22 protein-coding genes and 2 tRNA genes are annotated in these 23,771 nt (G+C 61.8%); 15 read left to right on the top strand and 9 right to left on the bottom strand.

Going from position 1 to position 23,771, the window contains the following annotated elements; genetic code table 11:
* Positions 1–68: 68 nt before the first annotated feature.
* The 8 genes from IWX75_RS00910 to rpmH all read right to left on the bottom strand — a co-directional run bounded on the left by IWX75_RS00910 (position 69) and on the right by rpmH (position 5,913).
* A complete protein-coding gene (locus IWX75_RS00910; RefSeq protein ID WP_442858933.1) occupies positions 69–1,112 on the bottom strand; it encodes a ParB/RepB/Spo0J family partition protein in 1,044 nt (347 codons plus the stop codon).
* A 436-nt stretch (positions 1,113–1,548) separates the two neighbouring features.
* A complete protein-coding gene (locus tag IWX75_RS00905; protein ID WP_196820374.1) occupies positions 1,549–2,436 on the bottom strand; it encodes an AAA family ATPase in 888 nt (295 codons plus the stop codon).
* A gap of 336 nt (positions 2,437–2,772) precedes the next feature.
* On the bottom strand, positions 2,773–3,444 hold the full coding sequence (gene rsmG, locus IWX75_RS00900) for a 16S rRNA (guanine(527)-N(7))-methyltransferase RsmG (protein WP_196820373.1): 672 nt from the start codon (positions 3,442–3,444) through the stop codon (positions 2,773–2,775).
* The gene (locus tag IWX75_RS00895) at positions 3,437–3,979 is read right to left on the bottom strand and encodes a Jag family protein (RefSeq protein ID WP_196820372.1); all 543 of its coding nucleotides are present in this window, start codon (positions 3,977–3,979) and stop codon (positions 3,437–3,439) included. The genes rsmG and IWX75_RS00895 overlap by 8 nt, the downstream gene beginning before the upstream one ends.
* Positions 3,976–4,938, bottom strand: coding sequence for a membrane protein insertase YidC (gene yidC, locus IWX75_RS00890; protein ID WP_196820371.1), 963 nt, complete (start codon positions 4,936–4,938; stop codon positions 3,976–3,978). Before yidC ends, IWX75_RS00895 begins: the two co-directional genes overlap by 4 nt.
* Positions 4,939–4,940: 2 nt before the next feature.
* A complete protein-coding gene (gene yidD, locus IWX75_RS00885; protein ID WP_196820370.1) occupies positions 4,941–5,312 on the bottom strand; it encodes a membrane protein insertion efficiency factor YidD in 372 nt (123 codons plus the stop codon).
* A complete protein-coding gene (rnpA, locus tag IWX75_RS00880) occupies positions 5,309–5,677 on the bottom strand; it encodes a ribonuclease P protein component (RefSeq protein ID WP_334684012.1) in 369 nt (122 codons plus the stop codon). The genes yidD and rnpA overlap by 4 nt, the downstream gene beginning before the upstream one ends.
* 98 nt (positions 5,678–5,775) lie before the next feature.
* Complete coding sequence (gene rpmH, locus IWX75_RS00875; RefSeq protein WP_022892375.1) at positions 5,776–5,913, bottom strand: 50S ribosomal protein L34; 138 nt, start codon at positions 5,911–5,913, stop codon at positions 5,776–5,778.
* A 459-nt stretch (positions 5,914–6,372) separates the two neighbouring features.
* Here rpmH and dnaA point away from each other — a divergent pair, with 459 nt between their 5' ends.
* The 12 genes from dnaA to IWX75_RS00820 all read left to right on the top strand — a co-directional run bounded on the left by dnaA (position 6,373) and on the right by IWX75_RS00820 (position 19,131).
* Positions 6,373–7,782 (top strand): chromosomal replication initiator protein DnaA, encoded by a 1,410-nt coding sequence (gene dnaA, locus IWX75_RS00870; RefSeq protein WP_196820368.1) that lies wholly within the window; start codon positions 6,373–6,375, stop codon positions 7,780–7,782.
* A gap of 445 nt (positions 7,783–8,227) precedes the next feature.
* Positions 8,228–9,352, top strand: coding sequence for a DNA polymerase III subunit beta (gene dnaN / locus IWX75_RS00865; protein ID WP_196820367.1), 1,125 nt, complete (start codon positions 8,228–8,230; stop codon positions 9,350–9,352).
* Between the two features lie 20 nt (positions 9,353–9,372).
* Positions 9,373–10,269, top strand: coding sequence for a phosphogluconate dehydrogenase (NAD(+)-dependent, decarboxylating) (gnd, locus tag IWX75_RS00860; protein WP_196820366.1), 897 nt, complete (start codon positions 9,373–9,375; stop codon positions 10,267–10,269).
* A gap of 10 nt (positions 10,270–10,279) precedes the next feature.
* Positions 10,280–11,467 (top strand): DNA replication/repair protein RecF, encoded by a 1,188-nt coding sequence (gene recF, locus IWX75_RS00855; RefSeq protein ID WP_196820365.1) that lies wholly within the window; start codon positions 10,280–10,282, stop codon positions 11,465–11,467.
* Positions 11,454–12,041, top strand: a complete 588-nt coding sequence (locus tag IWX75_RS00850) for a DUF721 domain-containing protein (RefSeq protein WP_196820364.1) — start codon at positions 11,454–11,456, stop codon at positions 12,039–12,041. The genes recF and IWX75_RS00850 overlap by 14 nt, the downstream gene beginning before the upstream one ends.
* A 225-nt stretch (positions 12,042–12,266) precedes the next feature.
* A complete protein-coding gene (gene gyrB / locus IWX75_RS00845; protein WP_196820363.1) occupies positions 12,267–14,342 on the top strand; it encodes a DNA topoisomerase (ATP-hydrolyzing) subunit B in 2,076 nt (691 codons plus the stop codon).
* Between the two features lie 157 nt (positions 14,343–14,499).
* Positions 14,500–17,166, top strand: a complete 2,667-nt coding sequence (gene gyrA / locus IWX75_RS00840) for a DNA gyrase subunit A (RefSeq protein ID WP_196820362.1) — start codon at positions 14,500–14,502, stop codon at positions 17,164–17,166.
* A complete protein-coding gene (locus IWX75_RS00835; protein WP_442858932.1) occupies positions 17,163–17,717 on the top strand; it encodes a DUF3566 domain-containing protein in 555 nt (184 codons plus the stop codon). Before gyrA ends, IWX75_RS00835 begins: the two co-directional genes overlap by 4 nt.
* An 86-nt stretch (positions 17,718–17,803) precedes the next feature.
* Positions 17,804–17,877, top strand: a tRNA-Ile gene (locus IWX75_RS00830).
* Positions 17,878–17,914: 37 nt separating this feature from the next.
* Positions 17,915–18,031, top strand: coding sequence for a DLW-39 family protein (locus IWX75_RS17535; RefSeq protein WP_334684011.1), 117 nt, complete (start codon positions 17,915–17,917; stop codon positions 18,029–18,031).
* Between the two features lie 45 nt (positions 18,032–18,076).
* Positions 18,077–18,149 (top strand) — tRNA-Ala (locus tag IWX75_RS00825).
* A 67-nt stretch (positions 18,150–18,216) separates the two neighbouring features.
* Positions 18,217–19,131: a DMT family transporter gene (locus IWX75_RS00820; RefSeq protein ID WP_334684010.1), complete on the top strand. Its 915-nt coding sequence runs from the start codon at positions 18,217–18,219 to the stop codon at positions 19,129–19,131.
* Between the two features lie 76 nt (positions 19,132–19,207).
* On the opposite strand, the gene IWX75_RS00815 is transcribed toward IWX75_RS00820, so the two are convergent.
* Positions 19,208–20,149, bottom strand: coding sequence for a hypothetical protein (locus IWX75_RS00815; protein WP_196820360.1), 942 nt, complete (start codon positions 20,147–20,149; stop codon positions 19,208–19,210).
* 152 nt (positions 20,150–20,301) lie between these two features.
* Between IWX75_RS00815 and IWX75_RS00810 the strand changes: the two genes are divergently transcribed.
* The 3 genes from IWX75_RS00810 to IWX75_RS00800 all read left to right on the top strand — a co-directional run bounded on the left by IWX75_RS00810 (position 20,302) and on the right by IWX75_RS00800 (position 23,698).
* Positions 20,302–20,844, top strand: coding sequence for a peptidylprolyl isomerase (locus IWX75_RS00810; protein ID WP_196820359.1), 543 nt, complete (start codon positions 20,302–20,304; stop codon positions 20,842–20,844).
* A 239-nt stretch (positions 20,845–21,083) separates the two neighbouring features.
* Positions 21,084–21,722: a rhomboid family intramembrane serine protease gene (locus IWX75_RS00805; RefSeq protein WP_334684009.1), complete on the top strand. Its 639-nt coding sequence runs from the start codon at positions 21,084–21,086 to the stop codon at positions 21,720–21,722.
* Positions 21,723–22,054: 332 nt separating this feature from the next.
* On the top strand, positions 22,055–23,698 hold the full coding sequence (locus tag IWX75_RS00800) for a sensor histidine kinase (protein WP_334684008.1): 1,644 nt from the start codon (positions 22,055–22,057) through the stop codon (positions 23,696–23,698).
* The last annotated feature ends 73 nt before the right edge of the window (positions 23,699–23,771 follow it).

Raw genomic sequence — 23,771 nt, 5'->3', positions numbered from 1 at the left:
CTTATGACTTGGCGAGCGCGCCACGCAACATACTTCAAGCGCGACCAGCGCGCCCGCGGATGCGAGGGTCAGCTATCCGAAGGAGCGAGAACGGTCATGATGCGATTGAGGTCATCCACGGACGCGAACTCGATGCTCACCTTTCCTTTTCGGACTCCCAGCGTGATCTTGACGCTCGTATCCAAGCGATCCGACAGTGAAGTCGCGAGATAGTCGAGCCTCTCGTGACGGGCCCCGGCATGAGGACTCGTCGCTTTCGCCGGCCTCCTCAACCCACCACTCATCGATACGATTTCCTCTGTCGACCGCACGGACAGCCCTTCCGCCACAATGCGTTGGGCGATCTTCTCCATGTCCGCCTGGTCAGCCAAGCCAAGGAGTGCCCGCGCATGGCCGGCCGAGATAATTCCTGCTGCTACCCGCCGCTGTACTAGCGGTGGAAGCTTCATCAGCCGCAGGGTATTCGAGATCTGCGGCCGCGAGCGTCCGATCCGACCGGACAACTCCTCGTGAGAACATCCGAAATCATCCAGAAGTTGCTGATAAGCGGCCGCCTCCTCCAACGGATTCAGCGAACTCCGGTGAAGGTTCTCAAGGAGCGCGTCCCGTAGGAGATCATCGTCCGCAGTTAAACGGATGATGGCGGGTACTGTATCCAGCCCTGCTTCCCGCGTAGCGCGCCAGCGTCGTTCACCCATCACCAGCTCGTAGCCGGCAGCACCGCCCTCGGAGGATGGCCGTACCACAATGGGCTGAAGGACCCCGACCTCGCGGATCGAGAGGACGAGCTCCGCTAATTCATCGGGGTTGAACTCCTGTCGGGGCTGCTTCCGGTTAGCATGAATGGCATCCACCGGCAGTTCGGCGAAGCGGGCACCGGGAACATCGACCAGTTCCGGCACAGATTCGGCCGGTATTCGCCCGGGGACCGCGCCGGATGTTTCACGTGAAACGGGGGCCCCGCCACGGGACCCGGCTGGCGCGGCACGATCACTCGCTTCACCAGGCGACGAAATAGTGTCCGGGTCGTCAGGGACTCTCGCTGATGGAGCAGGTGAGGCATCAACGGCCACCTCCGCAGACTCAGTCGACTCTTGCGGAGTTCTTTCCATAGTCGAGTCGCGCGCATCGTGTCGGGTTTCAGCGGAGACGCCGGCCTTCGACCCGGATTCAGGACTGGATGGACCTGTCGAAGCCCGGCCCGCTCGTAAGGAGGGCACGCTGGTGCGCGAACTGGGTCGGGCCTTCGCCCGAGTAGAGGAGGGAGGAACGTTGCCGCTGGACACAGCGTCGCCCGTTCGATGTTGCTCTGCATCCTGTGCCTGTTGTGACGCTTCGAAGAAGAGGTCGGCAGGTCGGCTGCCGGGACGCCTGGACGGAGGCTCGGGGGCTATGACCTCCTCCACCGGTGCGCTGGGTATTAAGGCGCCCAATCCGCGACCCAGTCCTCGACGCTTCTCAACCATGGAAACTCCTCCAGACAGCAGGACTCATCCCGCAGAATAAACTTATAAGGACAGTATAAAGCGGTCCGAGGGGCGGAGGGCGCTAGCCGCGTTCTGCTATCTCTGCGGCGGCTTCGAGATAGGACAGCGCACCGCTCGAGGAGGGGTCGTACGTCATCACGGTCTGCTGATAGCTCGGTGCTTCAGAAATGCGAACCGACCGCGGCACGAGCGCCCGGAGCACCTGCTTCGGGAAGTGCTCACGGACTTCGGCTGCAACCTGTGCCGCGAGGTTGGTCCTGCCGTCATACATCGTGAGGAGAATAGTAGATACGACGAGCTCCGCGTTCAGGTGCTTTTGAATCATCTCGATATTCTTCAGCAGCTGACTCAGCCCTTCCAGTGCGTAGTACTCACACTGAATGGGGATGAGGACCTCCTGTGCTGCAACGAAGGCGTTCACTGTCAGCAGGCCGAGGCTCGGGGGGCAGTCTATGAAGATGTAGTCGAGGCGTGCCTCGCCCGATTCCTCGCGCTCCCTGGCGTATACATCGATCGCCTTCCGCAGACGTTGCTCTCGGGCCACCAACGAAACGAGTTCAATCTCCGCACCGGCGAGGTGAATCGTTGCCGGAGCACATATCAGGTTCTCCACATCGGGGCAGGGAGCAACCACCTTGCTGAGTGGGAGATCGTCGATCAGCACATCATAGATACTGTCCACGTCGGCGTGGTGGTCTATGCCGAGGGCAGTTGAAGCATTTCCCTGGGGATCGATGTCGATCACGAGGACCTTGAGACCGGCGGTTGCGAGGGCAGCTGCAACGTTGACCGTCGTCGTCGTTTTGCCCACTCCACCCTTTTGATTGCTCACGGTCATGATGCGGGTGTGTCCGGGACGCGGAAGAGTCCGACCCAGCAGCTTCGCGCGCCGACGTGTCTCATTGGCCAACTCACGTCCGAGAGGAGACGAGTCGTCCATGCTTTCCATCACGCTTTTTGATTTCGCGGCTTTCTTTCCCGCCGGAGAGGATCCCGGTTCGATCATCGGAGAGGTGGTTTCACGTGAAACAATTCCTGTGTTGGTTGGGTTTGCAATCGTTTCCAGTGGAATACCTTCCCACCTGACCGCCTCTGGTGAACCAGCCATCGGGGAGACAGGCGTTCGGGTCTCGGCTTCTCTTCTCGTCACTCAAATGCTCACTCTCAAGATGCCGGGCTGTATCAGCTACAAGCCTAACGGCTGCACTCTTACCGTACCGCGCTCTGTTGACGCGGAGGCTCCCGTTGAGGGAAAGTCCTGGCCCGTCGGAGCCGGCCGCGATACTCAGCCGACCCGCACCCGTACTACTGTTGTCGGTTCCTCGAGTATCTCCGCTCCGGCTCGAACGACCTCTACCGTGGAACCACCAAGGCGCCGTATCAGCTTCGCTGCCTTCGCAACTTCCTCTGCCGCGCTGCGCCCTTTGATCGCCAATACCTCACCTCGGCCATGGAGCAGCGGTATGGTCAGCTGCATCAGGCCTCCCAGGGCTGACACTGCGCGGGCTGTCACGACATCGGCGTCGACCTGGTCGACGACCTGCTCCGCTCGTGCCCTGTGCACCAGGATATTCTCGAGCCCGAGATCCTCAACCACCTCGTTGAGCCAGGTCACCCTTCGCTCCAACGGTTCCACAAGGACAAGGGAAAGGTCCGGCCGGGCAATCGCCAGGGCGATGCCCGGTAAACCTGCCCCGCTTCCTACATCACAAACAGTCAGCTGCTGCTCGATCAGGTCCGCCACCACGGCACAGTTCAGCACGTGCCTGCTCCACAACCGAGGTACTTCACGCGGACCCAGGAGTCCGCGCTCGATCCCGGACGTCGACAGATGCGCTACGAACTGCTCGGCAAGCACCAACCGTTCACCGAAGACCACCAGCGCCGCTTTTGCTTCGCCCTCGGACATTTCGGGGACAACGGCATGCGCAGCGTTCCCGAGGGGCAGCTCAGTCATCTGCCGAGGAGACCACGATGTGTCTACCCGTTCCTTCTCCCTCGGACTCACTGACCATGCCAAGTTCCGCGACGACGTCGTGGACGATCTTGCGCTCGTACGCGGTCATCGGAGGCAATGCTATCTCGCCACCCGTTTCCTTCACTTCGGCCACCGCGTCTTCCGCGATGTTCCGTAGCTCTTTCCCGCGCACGTCCCGGTAACCGTCGACGTCGAGCACGAGTCTCGACCTGTTCTCCGTGGCCGTCAGGACAGAAAGACGCGTCAGCTCCTGAAGCGCCTCGAGCACCTCGCCGTCCTGTCCCACGAGGGCCCGCAGCCCACTGTCCGCAGCATCATCGGACACGATCGATATATAGGTCCGCCCGCTTCGCACCTCGATGTCGATGTCTCCGTCGATATCTGCGATGTCGAGCAGTTCCTCGAGGTAGTCAGCGGCGACGTCGCCTTCGTCCTCCAGCCGGGAAGCTTTCGTGTCTGGATCGAGGTCGGCAGAGTCGTCGGCAATGAGCTGCTCTTCGTTGTCGATGGTCATTTCTTCTTCCTCTTCTTGCGCTGAGGCTGCACTCGCTGGCCCCTTGGCTCTGGTACAGATTCCACGGCGGGTTCAGCCTTCCGTTCCCCGAGGAGGGGCGCTACCGGCAGCCCTTTCTTGGCACGCCGCTCCGCCAACGCCTTGGCGGCCGGCGAGCCGGGAGTCGGCATGCGGCGGATCACGTAGAACTGCTGCACCATCGTCCACAGGTTGGTGGTGGTCCAGTAGACCAGGACACCGATGGGGAAGTTGATGCCGCCGATTCCGAACACGAGGGGAAGGATGTAGAGCATGATCTTCTGCTGACGCATGAAGGGGCTCTGCATGGCCTCCTCGGACATGTTCTTCGCCATGATCTGTTTCTGCGTAATGAACTGCGAGGCAGTCATTGCAAGAATCATGATGACCGAAAGAATGATGACGCTGAGGTTCCCGTTGCCGCCGAAACTACCGAGGAAAGTCGAGGAGAGGGGGGCGCCGAAGATTGTCGCGGCGTCGAACTGGCGGACCGAATCGACGGAGAGCGCACCGATTTCCTCGCCCTCGGCGCTTGCCCGTGATACACCGTTCAACACGGTGAACAGTGCGAAGAAGAACGGCATCTGGATCAGGATCGGCAGGCACGCGGCAAACGGATTGGTGCCGTGCTTCTTGTACAGGGCCATCTGTTCCTGCGTCATGGCCTGACGCGACAGCTGATCCGTTTTTCCCTTGTACTTCTGCTGCAGCTTCCGAAGATCCGGCTGGAGTGCCTGCATTCCGCGCTGAGCCTTGATCTGCTTCACGAAGACAGGGATCAGTGCCGCCCGGATGACGACGACGAGCCCGACGATGGACAGCGTCCAGGTCCAGCCCGATGCCGGATCCATGCCGAGGGCGCTGAAGCCTTCGTGGAACATGAACATGATCCATGACACGAGCCACCGGAAGGGCGACAGTATTGTCTCGAAGAAATCCATAGTCAGTTAGCTCCTCGGGCCGCGGGGCGGCTTTCATCGTCGGCCGGGATCACCGGGTGGTTCAATCCAATAATTGCCGGGACTTTCCCTGGAGGGAAAGTCCGCCGGCCCTGCGGAACATGGTCCACTCCGCCGTCATTCCACGGATGACACCTGGAAACCCGCCGGATGGCCAGGGCTGACCCCTTTGCCGCGCCGTGGACCGTCACAGCTTCGAGCGCGTAGGCGGAACAGCTCGGGAAGAACCTGCATACGGGTCCGTACAAGGGGGAGATGATCCGGCGGTACACCTGGAGAAGGATAATCAGCGCGTTTCGAGGGAACCCCACCAGCAGACCGGAGGCTTGGGCGTACCTGGTTTCGGTACTACTCACGAGTCCTCGCCTTCCATGGCCGCATTGTTCCGCGCGGTGAGGCGCCTCAGTACTGAGTTCAATCCCTTGTCCAGATCGACCGACAGCTCGAGCCACCCGGCAGCCGCGGATGCGGGCAGTGCCCTGACCACAATATCCAACCCTTGCGGATTGTCGGTCAGAGCGATGGCGGCAGCTTCGCGCAGTCTCCGCTTAACGAGGTTGCGGACCACGGCGTTCCCTACGTTCTTTCCCACGATGAACCCGAACCGGCTTGGGTCCATCCCGGAGGTGATTGATCCGTATAACACTACGTTCCGGCGCCCAGAGCGGGCACCGGAACGTACAGTCCGTGAAAATTCCGATGCTGTGCGGATCCTGTTCACCGCCGGAAGCACTTGATTCCCCGTTCCATTCCATTGGACTGCAAAGGGCTCTTACCGGCGTGGACTTCGGATCGCATCGTTAGGGGCGATTAGGCCGCTTATGCCGAGAGTTCGGTACGGCCTTTGCCACGGCGTGCCGACAGGATGGCACGGCCTGCGCGGGTACGCATGCGAAGGCGGAAACCGTGCTTCTTGGCACGACGGCGGTTATTCGGCTGAAAGGTCCGCTTGCTCACTGTGATTACTCCAGAACGATCTTGAGATGCGCCCGGCCCATTGCAACAAAGGGGAAGAACAGACTGACGCGGCTAGGTGCACATCCACACCTCGCCGGAAACACCGTCACGGACCGAGGCTTCTTAGTACCCGGAACAACTGTGATGGCATGCGAAATGCAGACATGAAGGACTACATAACGTTAGGCGACCGGGCACAGGGGCGTCAAACCGGGTGCACACCAATCCTCCGGCCCGCTTCATCAACAGCTGTGGAAAACCAGTGTGAGAATCACACTTCTTTCCCCCCTCCCGACAGGCCTGGCACCTCGTCGAGCACCTTTTGGGCGCAGTTTGACCGCTATGTTCTGTACTTTTCATCCTTTAGGGTTGGCCATGGCCTGTTTATCACCAGCTGTGTACAACTCTGTGGATGAAGGGCCGATTCCAGGTGGGTCAGTGGAACCAAGAGGGGTTTTCGTGGGAACAGATGAAGTGAACGACGTCGGGAGCTCCTGGCGAAAGGTCATCCGAACCCTCGAACACGACGACCGCGTCACTCCGCGCCAGCGAGGCTTCGTCGTACTCGCGCAGGCCCAGGGCCTCATCGGAACCACGATGCTCGTTGCCGTACCGAACGAGCTCACCAGGGAAGTCCTGCAGACCCAGCTCAAGGCGGCACTTGACGAAGCACTTCATGAGGTTTTTCGTGAGGATATCCAGTGTGCCTTCGTCATCGATCCGGAACTGATCCCGGTCCCGGTCGAGGAACCACCAGCCGAACCAGTCCCGTCGCCCGAGCCTCGCGGAGAGTCGAAGCCCTCGCCGACGCCACCGAGCAACTCCCACGAGTTCGGACGGCTGAACCCCAAGTACGTTTTCGACACCTTCGTCATCGGATCGTCCAACAGGTTCGCCCACGCGGCCGCCGTGGCTGTGGCGGAAGCCCCCGCCAAGGCATACAACCCACTGTTCATCTACGGTGATTCGGGGCTGGGCAAGACCCACCTTCTTCATGCGATCGGTCACTACGCCCGCCACCTGTACACGGGAATCCGGGTTCGGTACGTGAACTCCGAAGAATTCACCAACGACTTCATCAACTCCATCCGGGACGACGAGGGCACAAGCTTCAAGCAGACCTACCGGAACGTCGACATCCTGCTGATCGATGACATCCAGTTCCTTGCGGGCAAGGACCGCACCCAGGAGGAGTTCTTCCACACCTTCAATGCGCTCCACAACCACAACAAGCAGGTAGTGATCACCTCCGACCTTCCACCGAAACAGATGTCGGGTTTCGAGGAACGCATGCGTTCACGCTTCGAGTGGGGACTGATGACGGACATCCAGCCGCCTGAACTCGAAACGCGCATCGCCATTCTTCGTAAGAAGGCCATCAGTGACAGCCTCAGCGCACCGGACGACGTCCTCGAATACATCGCCTCCAAGATTGCCACCAACATCCGGGAGTTGGAGGGCGCCCTCATCCGCGTCACAGCGTTCGCGAGCCTCAACCGGCAACCGGTCGATGTGACCCTTGCCGAGATTGTGCTGAAGGACCTGATCTCCGACGACGGCGCACAGGAAATCACGTCGACGGTGATCATCGCCCAGACCGCCGACTATTTCCAGATCAGCCTTGAAGAGCTGTCCAGCAAGTCACGCACCCGGACGCTGGTCACCGCGCGGCAAATCGCCATGTACCTCTGCAGGGAGCTGACCGACATGTCACTTCCCAAGATCGGTCAGGAGTTGGGCGGCCGGGACCACACAACAGTCATCCATGCCGATCGGAAGATCCGTGAACTGATGGCTGAGCGTCGCGCCATCTTCAACCAGGTCACCGAACTCACCAACCGGATCAAGCACAAACAGCGGGACGGCTAGTGCCTGGCCGAACGCTCGGACAGAACCGCGAAATTAACAGCTGTGGAAATTCCTGTGGATAACTACTGGAACAACGGGCCTCTCGCTGAGGACAACTACCCCCCTGCCTGTGGATCGGTGGAATGACAGGAATTTTGCCCACAACCAGCCCTGACAGCACGTCATTCCACCACACAGCTTTTCAACAGGGAAAAACCGCCGAAAGCAGACGCCACAGGCACTTATCCACAGAATCCACAGGAGTTATTAACACTACGAATCCTTAAACCACAAAGTTTTTCAGATAACACTTTCCCTTGGGGGTGTCCCGCCGTCCACCCTCCAGGTTCCACTGATCGGCCACCCGCCACCGGTTCGTCAGGCTAAGCTGTGAGCCGGTAGGAATCCGGGCATCCATGTTGGTAGTTGTACTTCAGCGGTACATTTCGAAAGGCGGCGTCTCTTCGTGAAATTCAGAGTTGAGCGGGATGTTCTCGCGGAGGCTGTCTCCTGGACAGCGCGTTCTCTCTCCCCCCGGCCCCCCGTTCCGGTATTGGCCGGCCTGCTCATCCGCGCCGAATCAGGAACACTCAGTCTTGCAAGCTTCGACTACGAGATCTCGGCACGCCTCGAGATTCCCGCGGACATCACCGAGGAAGGAACCATCCTCGTTTCCGGCCGTCTGCTCGCCGATATCTGCCGAAGTCTGCCTTCGGCCCCTGTCGAGGTAACGACCGATGGTTCGAAGGTGACGCTCACCTGCCGGAACAGCCGGTTCAATCTCGCCACCATGCCCGAAGGTGAATATCCGGAACTTCCAAAACTGCCTGACGTCAGCGGCGTCGTGGATGGTGAAGCCTTTTCCCAGGCCGTTTCGCAGGTCATCATCGCGGCAAGCCGGGATGACACACTTCCCATCCTCACAGGAGTGCGCATGGAGATCGAAGACGATCTCATCACCCTGCTGGCCACCGACCGCTATCGGCTGGCTCTCCGCGAGGTCACCTGGAAACCGTCATCACCGGGCATCTCCACCAGTGCCCTGGTCAAGGCGAAGACACTCAACGAAGTGGCGAAGACTCTGGGAGGGGCAGGAGATCTCAACATCGCCCTGTCTGCGGATTCAGAGCTGATCGGCTTCGAAAGCGGTGGGCGGCGGACCACATCGCTGCTGGTCGACGGTGAATACCCGAAGATCCGTTCGCTTTTTCCCGACAACACTCCGATCCACGCGATGGTCGAGACGAATACGCTCGTCGAGGCTGTGCGTCGCGTCTCGCTGGTCGCTGAACGGAATACTCCTGTGAGGCTTTCCTTCACGCAGGGCCAGCTGGCACTCGATGCAGGTACCGGGGAGGATGCCCAGGCATCGGAGGTCATCGAAGCGAACCTCGACGGCGATGACATCACCGTAGCCTTCAACCCGCACTACCTGAGCGAGGGACTTGGTGCGTTCAGCAGCAAATTCGTCCGCTTCTCCTTCACGACCCCTCCGAAACCGGCTGTCATGTCCGCTCAGGACGATGCGACAGGTGAGGACCGTGAGGATTACCGGTATCTGCTGATGCCCGTCAGGCTGCCCAACCAGTAACCACGGAAAGAGTGATCCCCATGCACATAGGCCTCATCGGACTCGGGAAAATGGGTTTCAACATGAGGGAGAGGCTTCGACAAGGCGGTATCACCGTCACCGGCTTCGACCGCAACCCCGACCGGACCGATGTGGCGTCGCTGCCCGAGCTCGTGGCAGCGCTTCCCGTTCCGAGAATCGTATGGATCATGGTTCCAGCCGGCGCCGTCACGGACCAGGTGGTCCAGGACCTCGGGAGTGTGCTGGACGACGGAGATCTCGTGATCGATGGCGGGAACTCGAAGTTCACCGATGATCAGGATCATGCGGCACAGCTCGCGGAGAAGGGCATCGCCTTCCTCGATTGTGGAGTATCCGGCGGTGTGTGGGGCCTGCAGAACGGCTACGGTCTGATGGCCGGTGGGAGCGATGAGCAGGTGGCGCGAGCCATGCCCATTTTCGATGTACTCCGTCCCGAGGGTGCGAGGGAAGAGAGCTTCGTCCATGTCGGTGATACCGGCGCGGGTCATTACGCGAAAATGATCCATAACGGGATCGAGTACGGCTTGATGCAGGCCTACGCCGAGGGTTACGAACTTCTCGAGGCCAAGGACATCGTCAAGGATGTTCCGGGAACCTTCGCTGCATGGCAGAAGGGGACGGTCGTCAGGTCCTGGCTCCTGGACCTGATGGTGAAGGCGTTGAACGAGGATCCCGGACTCTCGAAGGTTGCCGGCTATGTCGAGGATTCAGGGGAGGGGCGGTGGACCGTGGACGAAGCGATCGCCAATGCCGTTCCGGCACCGGCGATCACGGCGGCAGTTTTTGCACGCTTCGCCTCACGACAGGAGGACGCCCCCTCCATGAGGATGGTGGCAGCGCTGCGGAACCAGTTCGGAGGCCACGCGGTTCGTCCTGCCAGCCGGGATTCCGCGTGAGTGGTGGACGGTGTACGTAGAACACCTCTCCCTGACGGGTTATCGGAGCTATCAGCAGTTCGATACCGAGATCCATCCGGGGACCACTGTCTTCGTCGGGCCGAACGGCGTCGGGAAGACGAACATCGTGGAGGCGATCGGATACCTGGCATCCATGTCGTCCCACCGGGTGGCGTCGGACAAACCCCTCGTCGCCTTCGGCGCGGACCGCGCCCTCATTCGTGGCAAGCTGGTCCGCGGCGAGCAACGGACCAGCGTCGAGGTGGAGATCAATCCGGAAACCGCAAACCGGGCGAGGATCAACCGGTCCAACCCGGTGAGGGCGCGGGATGCTGCGGGAATCCTGAAGACGGTGCTGTTTGCGCCGGAAGACCTTGCCCTGGTCAAGGGCGATCCAGCGGGACGGCGGCGTTACCTCGACGATGCCCTGGTCATACTCCTTCCTCATCAGGCCGCCCTGCGGTCCGACTACGAGCGGGTCCTCCGACAACGCAACGCCCTCCTGAAGTCCGCGCGTGCGGCAGGCCGGTTCTCCACCGCTCATGAATCAACGCTCGATGTGTGGGACCAGCACCTCGCGGAGTCAGGAGCGAAGCTGCTGCACGCACGGCTGGCTCTTCTTGGACGTCTGCATCCCCACTTGCAGCGCGCCTATGGGGACCTCACCGATGGATCGAAGGAGGCCGACGCTGTTTACCGGTCCAGTCTGGTCAGCCTGGGCGACGACGTCGGACCGCCGGAGCCCGCCGGCACCGACGGCGGGCACTCGCTTTCCGGGGAGAGCGAGGCGGACCTCACCACGCGTTTCGTCGAGGCGCTCCTCGTCCACCGGAAGAAGGAGCTCGACCGCGGTATCTCGCTCGTGGGCCCACACCGCGACGAGCTTGACCTGATGCTGGGAAATATTCCTGCAAAGGGATATGCATCGCACGGGGAAACCTGGTCCTTGGCGCTGGCCCTTCGGCTCGCCACCTACTACCTGCTGAAGCAGGACGACGATACCCCCGGAGCGAGCCCCGTCCTCATCCTCGATGACGTCTTCGCTGAACTCGACAGTCAGCGAAGGGACAAACTGGGAGCCATCGTGTCGGATGCCGAGCAGGTGCTGGTGACTGCAGCAGTGGGTGCGGACATTCCATCCGGGCTGGGGGGACGGCAGCTGCGGGTGGTACCCGGAGGACTCGATGACTCGGCCTGACGATGCTCCGCGGGAACCGGAAGTGCCCGAGAAGGATGGCGCCGGTGGACCTCCAACACCCGATCCGGTGATCGGATCCTTCGAACAGGATGCACCCCAGGCGTTACTGAATCGGCTCCGCAGCGCATCCCAGGCGCGTGGAACCCCCCGCGATCCCGCGCCGCGCAAGAGCGCGGGGGGCCAGCGCCGCCGATATGCCGTGGAACCGGTTTTCGGCGGGAGGGACCCGGAAGGGTTGGGAAAGGTCTTCAACCGCATGCTGGCAGAACGCGGCTGGAATTCGCCCGTGGCGGTCGGATCGGTCCTGGCACGGTGGGACGAACTGGTGGGATCCGAGATCAGCGCACACTGCCGCCCCGAGAGTTTCGACGGGAGTACAGTACTTGTCCGGTGCGATTCAACGGCGTGGGCCACGCAGCTGCGCCTGATCAGCCCCGACGTTCTTCGAAGGTTCGAAGGAGAACTGGGACAGGGAGTGGTGACACGGATTTCCGTCATCGGACCCGCAGCTCCGAATTGGCGCAAGGGCGGCCGTTCGGTCAAGGGTCGCGGTCCCCGGGACACCTACGGCTGAGGTGTCCGGCGGAACCGGCAGGTCATTCCTGTAACTTCGCTACGAGCCGTGCAGGGCTCTCCGAAGCTTCCCCGAGGTATAGCGCCTCATGCGGTACCCTTCCGCTGGCTTGAAAGGGGCTTTGTTGGCCGATAAGGGGCAGTCCATGCGCGATTGTAGCGCCTCACGGGGTAGAATAAGAGCAGCTGTTTCCCGTACAACCCCTGTGAGGAGTCGACCACGCCTGTGGCACAAGACAACGAGTTGAACGCTGATGATGTCCAGGTAGGAGTCAACGAATCCCCAGCCCTCGAAGCAATTATTCCCCGGGAGTACGGAGCGAGCGATATCACCGTGCTCGAAGGACTCGAAGCGGTTCGTAAACGCCCGGGAATGTACATCGGATCGACCGGTCCGCGGGGTCTGCACCATCTGGTCTACGAAGTCGTGGACAACTCGGTGGACGAGGCGTTGGCCGGCTATTGCGATCACATCCAGATCGCGTTGCTCGCCGACGGCGGGGTCCGTGTCATCGACAACGGGCGTGGAATTCCGGTCGACATGCATCCTACCGAGGGAAGGCCCACCGTCGAGGTGGTCATGACCATCCTGCATGCCGGCGGCAAGTTCGGTGGTGGCGGTTACGCGGTTTCGGGAGGCCTTCACGGAGTGGGCATTTCGGTGGTCAACGCCCTCTCGAAGCAGGTTGAAACCGAAGTCAAGCGGCAGGGTTTCGTCTGGCACCAGTCCTTCGCCGACGGCGGCAAGCCTGTCGGGGAACTCCGGCAGGGCGAGGAAACGTCCGAGACAGGGACCACCCAGACGTTCTACGCGGACGACTCGATCTTCGAGAGTGTCGAGTTCGATTTCGAAACGCTCCGGGCGCGCTTCCAGCAGATGGCTTTCCTCAACAAGGGGCTGAAGATCACGCTTGTCGATGAGCGCGTCGACTCCATCGAGGACGAAGTCACCGATTCGAGCGGCTCGGCTGCAGGCGGGGTAGAAGACGCTCCGAAACATCGCCAGGTTGAATACAAGTACGAAAACGGGCTGCTCGACTATGTGCGCCACCTGAACTCGTCGAAGCGCGTGGAGGTGATCCACGACGACGTCATCGCGTTCGAGACCGAGGACACCGACCGCAAGATCGCTGTCGAAATAGCTCTCCAGTGGACCACCGCGTATTCGGAAAGCGTCCATACCTACGCGAACACGATCAACACGCATGAGGGCGGAACCCACGAAGAGGGCTTCCGGGCCGCGATGACCACGCTCATCAACAAATATGCGCGCGACAAGAACATCATCAAGGAAAAGGACGACAACCTGACCGGAGACGACATCCGTGAAGGGCTTACCGCTGTCATCTCGATGAAGCTCTCCGAACCCCAGTTCGAGGGTCAGACAAAGACGAAGCTGGGAAACTCCGAAGCCAAGGGGTTCGTGCAGCGTGTCGTCACCAACCAGCTGGGAGATTGGCTGGAACGCAATCCTGGTCCCGCGCGCGACGTCATCCGTAAATCGATCCAGGCTTCCCAGGCCCGGCTCGCGGCACGGAAAGCCCGGGAATCAACGCGCCGAAAGGGACTCCTTGAATCGGGGGGTATGCCCGGAAAGCTCAAGGACTGCCAGTCCAAGGATCCGTCGAAGTCCGAAATCTACATCGTGGAGGGCGACTCCGCGGGCGGTTCCGCCGTAAGGGGGCGCAATCCCGAGACCCAGGCCATCCTGCCGCTGAGGGGAAAGATCCTCAACGTGGAACGGGCACGGCTCGACCGCGCCCTCGGGAACAGTGAGGTGCAGGCCATGATCACCGCGTTCGGCGCGGGGATCGGCGAGGATTTCGATGTGGACAAGGCCCGATACCACAAGATCGTGCTCATGGCCGATGCCGACGTCGATGGCCAGCACATCACGACGCTGCTGCTGACCCTCCTCTTCCGGTACATGCGCCCGCTGATCGAGAGTGGATTCGTGTACCTCGCGCAGCCGCCGCTGTACCGCATCAAATGGTCGAACGCGCCCCACGACTACGTCTTCAGTGATCGGGAGCGCGACGAGACGATCAAGATGGGGCTGGCCAACAACCAGCGCCTACCGAAGGACAACGGCATCCAGCGCTACAAGGGCCTTGGCGAGATGGACTACACGGAGCTCTGGGAAACCACCATGGACCCGGACCACCGGACACTCCTCCAGGTCACGATGGACGACGCCGCGGCGGCCGACCAGGTGTTCTCGGTACTCATGGGCGAGGACGTCGAGTCCCGCCGGAACTTCATTCAGCAGAACGCAAAAGACGTACGTTTTCTCGATATCTAGGTGGCGGTGGTTTCGGCGTTCTGCCGGCGCTACGAAATTTCTGGCGGGCCTCGCGGCCCTGGAAATATTAAGGCGCCTACACAGAACGCCGGAACCACCGCCAGCGATTCGTCCCCTCTTTTGTGGTTGAGAACCATTTCACGAACGGAACTGACTTATGAGTGATGACATTCCCGGTCCCGACTTCCCCCTTGAGGGTGAGGTTCTGACGGACCGCATCGAGCAGGTTGACCTGCAGACCGAGATGCAGCGGTCCTACCTCGACTACGCCATGGCCGTCATCGTCGGGCGTGCACTTCCCGACGTCCGTGACGGGCTGAAGCCCGTCCACCGCCGCGTGCTGTACGCGATGTTCGACGGCGGCTACCGCCCGGACCGCTCCTTCAACAAGTGTGCCCGTGTGGTCGGCGAAGTCATGGGCCAGTACCACCCACACGGTGACTCGGCCATCTACGACGCCCTGGTTCGCCTCATCCAGGACTGGACCATGCGCTACCCGCTTGCGCTCGGCCAGGGCAACTTCGGGTCCCCCGGCAACGACGGCGCTGCCGCCCCGCGTTACACCGAAACCAAGATGGCGCCGCTGGCCATGGAAATGGTCCGTGATATCGACGAGGAAACCGTCGACTTCCAGGACAACTACGACGGCAAGAACCAGGAACCCACCATTCTGCCGTCGAGGTTCCCGAACCTGCTGGTAAACGGGTCCTCCGGCATCGCCGTCGGCATGGCCACCAATATCCCGCCGCACAACCTCCGTGAAGTAGCCGACGGCGTGCAGTGGTACCTGCAGAATCCAGGTGCCTCGAAGGAGGAACTCCTCGAGGCGCTCATCGAGCGCATCAAGGGCCCGGATTTCCCTACGGGAGCCACGATCCTCGGCCACAAGGGCATCGAGGATGCCTACCGCACCGGCCGGGGTTCGATCACCATGCGCGCCGTGGTGAATGTCGAGGAGATCCAGAACCGCACCTGTCTTGTGGTCACCGAACTGCCGTACCAGGCGAACCCGGACAACCTCGCGATCAAGATCGCCGACCTGGTGAAGGACGGCAAGATCAGCGGCATCGCCGATCTCCGTGATGAGACTTCCGGCCGCACCGGCCAGCGGCTCGTCGTCGTCCTCAAGCGCGACGCGGTGGCGAAGGTGGTGCTGAACAACCTCTACAAGCACACGCAGCTCCAGGACAATTTCAGCGCCAACATGCTGGCCATCGTCGATGACGTTCCGCGCACCCTGAGCCTCGATGCCTTCATCCGGCACTGGGTGACCCACCAGCTCGAGGTCATTGTGCGGCGCACCCGGTACCGGCTGCGCAAGGCGGAGGAAGCAGCGCACATCCTGCGCGGCTACCTCAAGGCCCTCGATGCGCTCGACGAGGTGATCGCGCTGATCCGCGCATCCCAGACGGTCGACGACGCCCGCAGCGGGCTGATGACGCTGCTCGACATCGACGAACTGCAGGCCGCCGCGATCCTCAACATGCAGCTGAGGCGGCTCGCCGCACTCGAGCGGCAGAAGATCCAGGACGAGCACGACAAGCTCGAGCGGGAGATCACCGAGTACCAGCGCATCCTCGGATCGAGCGAGGTACAGCGCCAGATCGTGTCGACGGAGCTCCAGGAGATCGTGGACCGCCACGGCGACGATCGCCGGACCGAAATCCTCATGGGCTATGACTCCGACATGAGCATGGAAGACCTCATTCCCGAAGAGGAGATGGTGGTCACCATCACCCGTGGCGGTTACGTGAAACGGACCCGCAGCGACAACTACCGGCAGCAGGCCCGCGGAGGCAAGGGGATCCGGGGGGCCCAGCTGCGCGGTGACGACGTCGTCGAACACTTCTTCGTGACCACTACGCATCATTGGCTGCTGTTCTTCACCAACTTGGGGCGGGTCTACCGGGCGAAGGCCTACGAACTGGTCGAGGCCGCACGGGATGCGAAAGGGCAGCACGTCGCGAACCTCCTGGCCTTCCAGCCGGACGAGAAGATTGCGCAGGTGCTCGACCTTCGGGACTACCAGCAATCTCCGTACCTCGTCCTTGCGACGAAGCGCGGGCTGGCCAAGAAGACGCGGCTCGAGGACTACGACACCAATCGATCCGCCGGAGTCATCGCCATCAACCTGCGTGACAACGATGAGCTCGTCTCGGCCCAGCTGGTCTCCGACACCGACGACATCATGCTCGTCTCCCGCAAGGGGCAGTCACTGCGCTTCACGGCGAACGACGACGCCCTGCGGCCCATGGGACGTGCCACGTCCGGCGTGACCGGGATGAAGTTCCGTGAGGACGACGAACTCCTCGCTGCGAACGTCGTCAGCGACGACTCGTTCGTGTTCATCGTCACCGAGGGCGGGTTCGCCAAACGGACGAAGGTGGATGAGTACCGGGTGCAGGGCAGGGGTGGCCTCGGCATCAAGGTGGCAAAACTCGCCGAGGAACGCGGTGACCTCGTCGGGGCGTTGATCGTCCAGGAGGAGGATGAGGTCCTCGTCGTCATGGGCGGAGGAAAAGTGGTGCGGTCCGCCGTGACAGGTGTGCCGGCCAAGGGTCGCGACACCATGGGTGTGATCTTCGCCAAGCCGGACAAGACCGACCGCATCATCGCGGTGGCGCGCAATAGCGAGCGGAGTGTCGCGGTCGAGGAAGGGCTCATCGATGACCCCTCGGAAATAGATGCCGACGTCGAAATGCTCGATACCGTTCCAGCGGAAGAGACGGATTCGTCGCAAGTCAGTATCGATGAAGTACCGTTGTCGACAGAAGAAACGGCTGAGCCTGACGCTGAGTCGCCGGAACACGGAGGTAGCGAGTGAGCTCGGCCAACACCAACCCACGGGGGGCACCCAGTGGACAAATGAAGTCACCCAGTGGACAAGTGAAACAGTCCAGTAACGGGCCGAGGGTCAGCGCGCCCGCACGCCCCTCCCAGAAGCCGTCGGCTTCGGGAAGCTCCAAGCCGGCGTCTCGGCCGAATCTGGTCAAACCGGCCCCGAAGGCGAAGGCCCGTAAAGCACGCCTCTTGGTCAGCAAAGTGGACCCCTGGTCCGTGCTGAAGATGTCGTTCCTTCTGTCGGTCGCACTCGGAATCGTCACGGTGGTGGCTGCCATCGTGATCTGGACCGTGCTCGACCTCACCGGTATCTTCGACGGCGTCAACGAGTTGCTGCGCGAGATCGCCGGCTCGGAGAGCGGGGGCTTCGACCTGCGGCAGTTCGCCTCGCTGGGCCAGGTGGTCTCGTTCGCCACCATCATCGCTGTGGTGAATGTGGTGCTCCTGACCGCTCTGGCCATGCTCGCGGCGGTGCTCTACAACATCTCCTCCACTCTCGTGGGCGGCATCGGTGTGACACTCACCGACGACTGATACAGCAACCTCATCGGGCCGCTCAGGCGATTTGATGAATCCCGAGCTGCTACTGTAAAGTCGTATCTCGGCCCGATGAGGTATCGGGGCGTATAGCTCAGGCGGTTAGAGCGCTTCGCTGATAACGAAGAGGTCCCAGGTTCAAGTCCTGGTACGCCCACGGATCCACCACTGCTAGGTACTGCAAGGAGATTGCTGTGAAGAAGCTGATGTTCGCGGCAGTCACCGCTGCAGGAGTGCTTCTCTACAAGCGGTGGCAGGATTCGGAGAATGAAAAAGCGGTTTGGAGTGAGGCAACCGACAAGGTTGAGTAGCATCGGAGCCCGGCTGGTTGAGGTAGACTGGCTGAGGTCCAATTCGGGGGCATGGCGCAATTGGTAGCGCACCTGCTTTGCAAGCAGGGGGTTCGGGGTTCGAGTCCCCGTGCCTCCACCGAATGAATGTCCCCGGCCGCAGGCCGGGGACATTCGGCTTTAAGCGCCAGAGTTAGGGTTACTTAGTGGTCGTCTTCCTGTTGATGCTCGGCGTGCTCGGAGTATCGGCTTCCGGCCCCATCATGGCGGCAACCGCGGCTCCAGCCCTGGCGATCGCTTTCTGGCGCAACGCGCTGGGCGCGCTCATCATGGGCGGTCCCGCCGTGGTGTCCAAGCGGACTGAGTTCGCCGGTCTCGGGCGTCGAGATCTGTACCGGCTGACAGTCGCCGCCGTGGCACTTGCCCTACACTTCGCCTGTTTCGTGACTGCGCTCAAGCTCACCTCGGTGGCAGCCGCCACCGCCCTGGTCTGCCTGCAGGTCGCCTGGATAGCACTGTTCGATGCCCTGAGGGGAAACAGGCCCTCCGCCGCCGTCGTCCTGGGTCTGGGGATCGCCTTTCTGGGGGTGGTCATCATCACCGGTTTCGACCTCTCACTGTCTCCCCAGGCACTGTTGGGGGACGTCCTTGCGCTGGCAGGCGGAGCGCTGGCAGGGATCTACCAGATGGCCGGTGCGGCCGCCCGCCGCACCCTGTCCACCGGAACCTACACCACCCTGTGCTACGGAGGGTGCGCCGCGATCCTGCTCGGAATGTGCCTGGTGTTCCAACAGCCCCTCAGTGGGTTCCCACCGGCTGCCTGGGCCGGAATCCTCGCGGTGACGCTGGTGGCACAGATCATGGGGCACTCGGTGTTCAACCACCTGCTCGCAGTGATGAGTCCGCTGGTCGTGTCGATGGTGATCCTCCTCGAGATTCCGGGTGCCGCCGTCCTGGCCGCAGTCTTTCTGAACGAGCAGCTACCGGCGGGCACCTACGTCGGCCTGGGACTGATCCTCGTCGGACTCGCCGTCGTCGTGCGGGGGCAAGGGCGTCGCCGTTCCCGGAAGGCGACCCTGGACGCCGCGGGAGGACCACCACCGGTACTGGGAGGTAATTGATCCTCGCAGGTTAAAAGGGAAAGGCGGGAAGACGTCCCGGGTGAGGGACGATCTTCCCGCCTCGGCGGTATTGAACTCAGCCCGCGTTATTGGACGGCTTCGCAGTGTTCTTGGCGGCCTCGGTGGACTCCTTCGCCTTCTTCGCAACGGCTTCTGCCGCTTCGTTGGCCTTGGTGCCCGCCGCGGGGGTGGTCGTGTTGCTGGAAGCGGCACGGTTCGCTGCGTCCTTGATGTCAGCAACCACTTCCTTCGCCTCGTCGGACTTCTCGACCGAGACGGGTGCGGGGGTCGCCTTCACCGGGGCCGGGGTCTTCCATGGATCCTCGACCGGCTTCGAAGCGCGCCAGGCAGCGGCACCGGCCGTGATTGCAGCCGCGACGATGCCGAGAATCAGCCAGACCTTGGAGGATCCGCGCTTCTGCTGGTCCTCCTGGCGCTTCTTGAGGTCTTTTGAGGCCTGAAGCGTGGCAGCTGCCCACTTCTTCTGGATGTTCTTCACGGCTTTCTTGTCACCCGTGACGCGGATGACAGCATCGGCGACGCGCGGCGGAACGGTCGCGTCGGCAAGGGCACGCGACGCCGTGTCGGCGGCTTCCCCGAGCTTGTAGGACAGGGCGGGAATGTACCCGTCGACCACCTTGCCCTTCGCTGAAACCAGGGCCGGGCCGGCCTTGTCCAGCGTTCCCTGGATCCGCGGGGTGGTGGTGTCGATGACCTGGGTGATCCGCGGTCCGACAGCATCGATGCGGTCCTGAATGATGGGGGTGACGGTCGCGATGCTTCCGGAAATCCCCGCAGCGGCCTTCCGCACGCTGTCCTGGATGACCGGGCTCGCCGTACCGACGCCTTTGTCCCAGTGGGGCTTGGCCCAGCCGTAAGCGGCGTCGACGTGCGGGGTGGCCCAGCCGCGTGCGGCTACAACGTGGGGGGTTGCCCAGGTGCGGGCAGCGAGGATGCCCGCGAGGACTCCCTCGTCGAACTCCCGGCTGGTCGTTTTGCCTGTTGTTTTGTTCTTCACAAGTACCTCCAAGGATGTATGGCTCGTTCCTGCCAGCCTACGGCCAATGGGCAGGGCGTGCTATCAGTGCGCCCTATTCACGGATTTTTTCACTGTGCGCGGAAAGCGGTGACACCGGCGGTTCGGTCGCCCGCCCGTGGAAGAATGGCACAATGACTGCTATTCCAACCGCACAGGCCACCATCCAGACCAACCAGGGCACCATTCTGGTCAACCTTTTCGGCAACCATGCTCCGAAGACCGTCAAGAACTTCGTCGGTCTCGCGACCGGCGAAATCACCTGGACCCATCCGGAAACCGGCGAGGAGACGAACGCGCCGCTGTACAACGGAACCATCTTCCACCGGATCATCAAGGACTTCATGATCCAGGGTGGAGACCCGCTCGGCCAGGGAATCGGCGGGCCGGGCTACAAGTTCGACGACGAGATCAACCCGGACCTCAACTTCAACGAGCCCTACAAGCTCGCCATGGCCAATGCCGGTACCCAGGGTGGACGTGGCACGAACGGATCACAGTTCTTCATCACGTCGGTGCCCACCACCTGGCTGCAGGGCAAGCACACCATCTTCGGGGATGTCACCGACGAGGAATCCCGGAAAGTGGTGGATAAGCTCAACGCCATCGCTACTGACATGCGCGACAAGCCCCTCGAGGACGTCGTCATCAGCAGCATCACCGTAGAACAGCAATAGAAAAACCTGTGACCTACGGAGTTCCCGCACCGGACCCGCGCCAGGAAGCCCCGGTATGCGCGCGGCATCCGGATCGCATCAGCTATGTCCGGTGTCAACGCTGCGGGCGCCCGGCCTGTGCAGATTGCCAGCGACCGGCAGCCGTGGGATTCCAGTGTGTGGACTGTGTGCGGGAACAGGCGCGGAACATCCCGGCCACACGGACCGCTTTCGGTGGTGTAGCACGGGCGGGCCGGCCAGTGATCACCTTTTCCATCATCGGTATATGTGTCGCCCTGTTCCTGCTGCAGCTCGTGTCTCCGCTAGTGACCGGCACGTTGTTGTATGCGCCTTATTACACGGCCGGCGTTCCGGGAGTGGTGGAGCCCGAACCGTGGCGCATGCTGACCGCGGCGTTCCTTCACTCGCCCAGTTTCCTTCTCCACATCGCGTTCAATATGTATGCGCTCTGGATACTCGGCCAGGCACTCGAGCCGATGCTGGGCAGGGCGCGGTTCCTGACGCTGTACCTGCTGGCTGCTGTGGGTGGCTCAGTGGGGGTCCTGCTTCTGGCGGGCTTCAACCAGGGCGTTGTCGGGGCATCGGGAGCAGTTTTCGGCCTCTTCGGAGCACTGTTCATCATCCAGCGCAAGGCCGGCGGTGACGTCCGTCAGATCGTTGTCCTGATCGCCATCAACGGTGTTCTCGGGTTCGTGGTGCAGGGCATCTCCTGGCAGGCCCACCTTGGGGGGTTGCTTACCGGCGCGGTAGGCGCAGCCGTGTTGGCCTATGCTCCGAAGGGACCCCGGCGTGCAGCGCTCCAGTGGGCGGGGCTGGCCGCCGTCGCCGTCGTGCTTGTTCTCCTGACCTTCCTGGGAGTGTTCCTCCTGCCGATCTAGGTGGTGTTCTGTACCATTCCTATGGCCCGTATTCCTTCGGATGCGGGCCATAGCTGTTGTTATCCACAGCAGTTATCCACACCGGGTATAACTTACACACATGTAATTCCACATCTGTGGATAAGCTGGGACTGGAGTTACGCATTACGATCCGCATTATCGGCAAAGTTGTTCACAGCTGTGGATAACTTAGTGCACAACGTGTGCACAAATCACCGCCCGTGCTTTTGGTAAGCCTTCGCAGCTTCGGTGTTGCTGCGACGATAATGGATGAATGGTCTCTCGCCCGAACAGCGCCCATTCGGGTGCATCCCTCAGTGAGCAGCATGCCCATGATTGATCCGGCCTCAGCAGAAGCGTCCCTGTTCCACCGAGTGGGTCTGAGAACCCGCATCGGACTGTGTCAGTTGCCGCTCACCGCCATCCTCGTGTGCATCGTCCTCGCTGCGCCTGCCGCCTGGCCGGGGATGCTGGATGAGCCGCTGTTCCAGGCGTCACTCCTGGTCCACGTGCTCCTGCTGATGTGCTGCTGGGCCTTTCCGTGGGAACGCCTTCCTCATCATGCTTCGCTTCTCATCCCGCTGGGCGACATGGGGGCCCTCACCCTTTCCCACATCGGTGCGGCCGAATTCCTGTCCGGCTTTCCGATCCTGCTGATTTTTCCGGTGATCTGGCTCTCGGCTTCCAACAGCTTCCCCAGGTTCTCGGCGTTGATCAGTTTTCTGGGACCCCTGCTGATCATCGCGCCTCCCCTCCTCGGCCGTTCCACCCCTCCCACGGCGGCGGAAGCCACGGGTGCGGTGCTGGTACCGGTCATGCTGCTTGCTGTCTCGCTCGGGGTCCGCTTCGTGACGGCGAACATGGCACTGCAGCAGCGCAGATTGGAGAAGAAGGATGCCGATCTGCGGCAACTGCTAGAAGTGAGCAGTGAGCGTGAAAGCCTCCTGCAGACCATCCTCGATACGATCGATATCGGCGTGATCACAGTCGATCAGGCCGGGAAAACCATGCTGACGAACCACCAGCATGAGCTTTTCCAGCGCTCCACAGGCTCGCAGGGTGACGCTGATTCCGAACGGCACACGCTTGCGCTCTTCGGACAGGACCGCAAGACGCCGCTGCCGGAGAGCAGGTGGCCGGTTACACGGGCTGCTGCCGGAGAGACCTTCGGTGACTATCTCGTCTGGGTTGGCGAGGGTTCCACGGCTCGAGCGCTTTCCACTGCCGCACGGACGATAGAGACGGAGTCGGGCAACTTCCGGGGAGCGGTTCTTGCCTACAACGACGTCACCAGCCTGGTCGAGGCGCTGAGAGCCAAGGACGAGGTGATAGCAACGGTGTCCCACGAGCTACGGACGCCGATAACCTCGATAGTCGGCAACCTCGAATTCGCAGCCAATGCGAATAGCCCTGAAGACGCCTCCCGTTATGTCGAGATCGCCTACAAGAATGCCGAACGCCTCAGCGAGCTGGTGTCCAGTCTGCTGCAGTCAGGTTCGGCCGGAATGAAGGTTTATCCGCGTGAAACGGATTTCGCCGGGTTGATCGACTCCGTCGTCGGGTCAGTACTTCCCCAGGCAGCAGCCGCAGGCATTGACATCAGGACCGATGTCCCGGCGCCGCTGTGGACACATACCGATCCCCTGCGAATGGCGCAGGTGCTCGACAACCTCCTCTCGAACGCCATCAAGTATTCGCCGGAAGGTGGAGTGGTTGCCATTCGGGCGCGAGCCGACGACGGACTGCTCACACTGGACGTTCAGGACACAGGCATTGGCTTGTCCCCACCGGATGCGGCACGCGTGTTCGAGAGGTTCTTCCGGGCCAAATCAGCTCGGGTATCGGCGATACCGGGGACCGGACTTGGTCTGGCAATCACGAAAGCCATCGTGGAGGGCCATTCGGGAACCATTTCCTGCGCAAGCAAGCCAGGGTACGGCTCGACCTTCACCATCAGCCTCCCCGCCCGAGCCTGAGAAACGGAGTCCATGCCCGGACCGCTTCCGCGAGCCGGGCATCAAAGGCGACCAGGGGTGCAGGACCCGGGCG

It is taken from the genome of Arthrobacter sp. CAN_A6 (genome assembly GCF_015751715.1).
GTDB lineage: Bacteria > Actinomycetota > Actinomycetes > Actinomycetales > Micrococcaceae > Arthrobacter_D.
The sequence above is the reverse complement of the archived record's forward strand: the minus strand, read 5'-3'. Positions and strand labels throughout refer to the sequence as shown.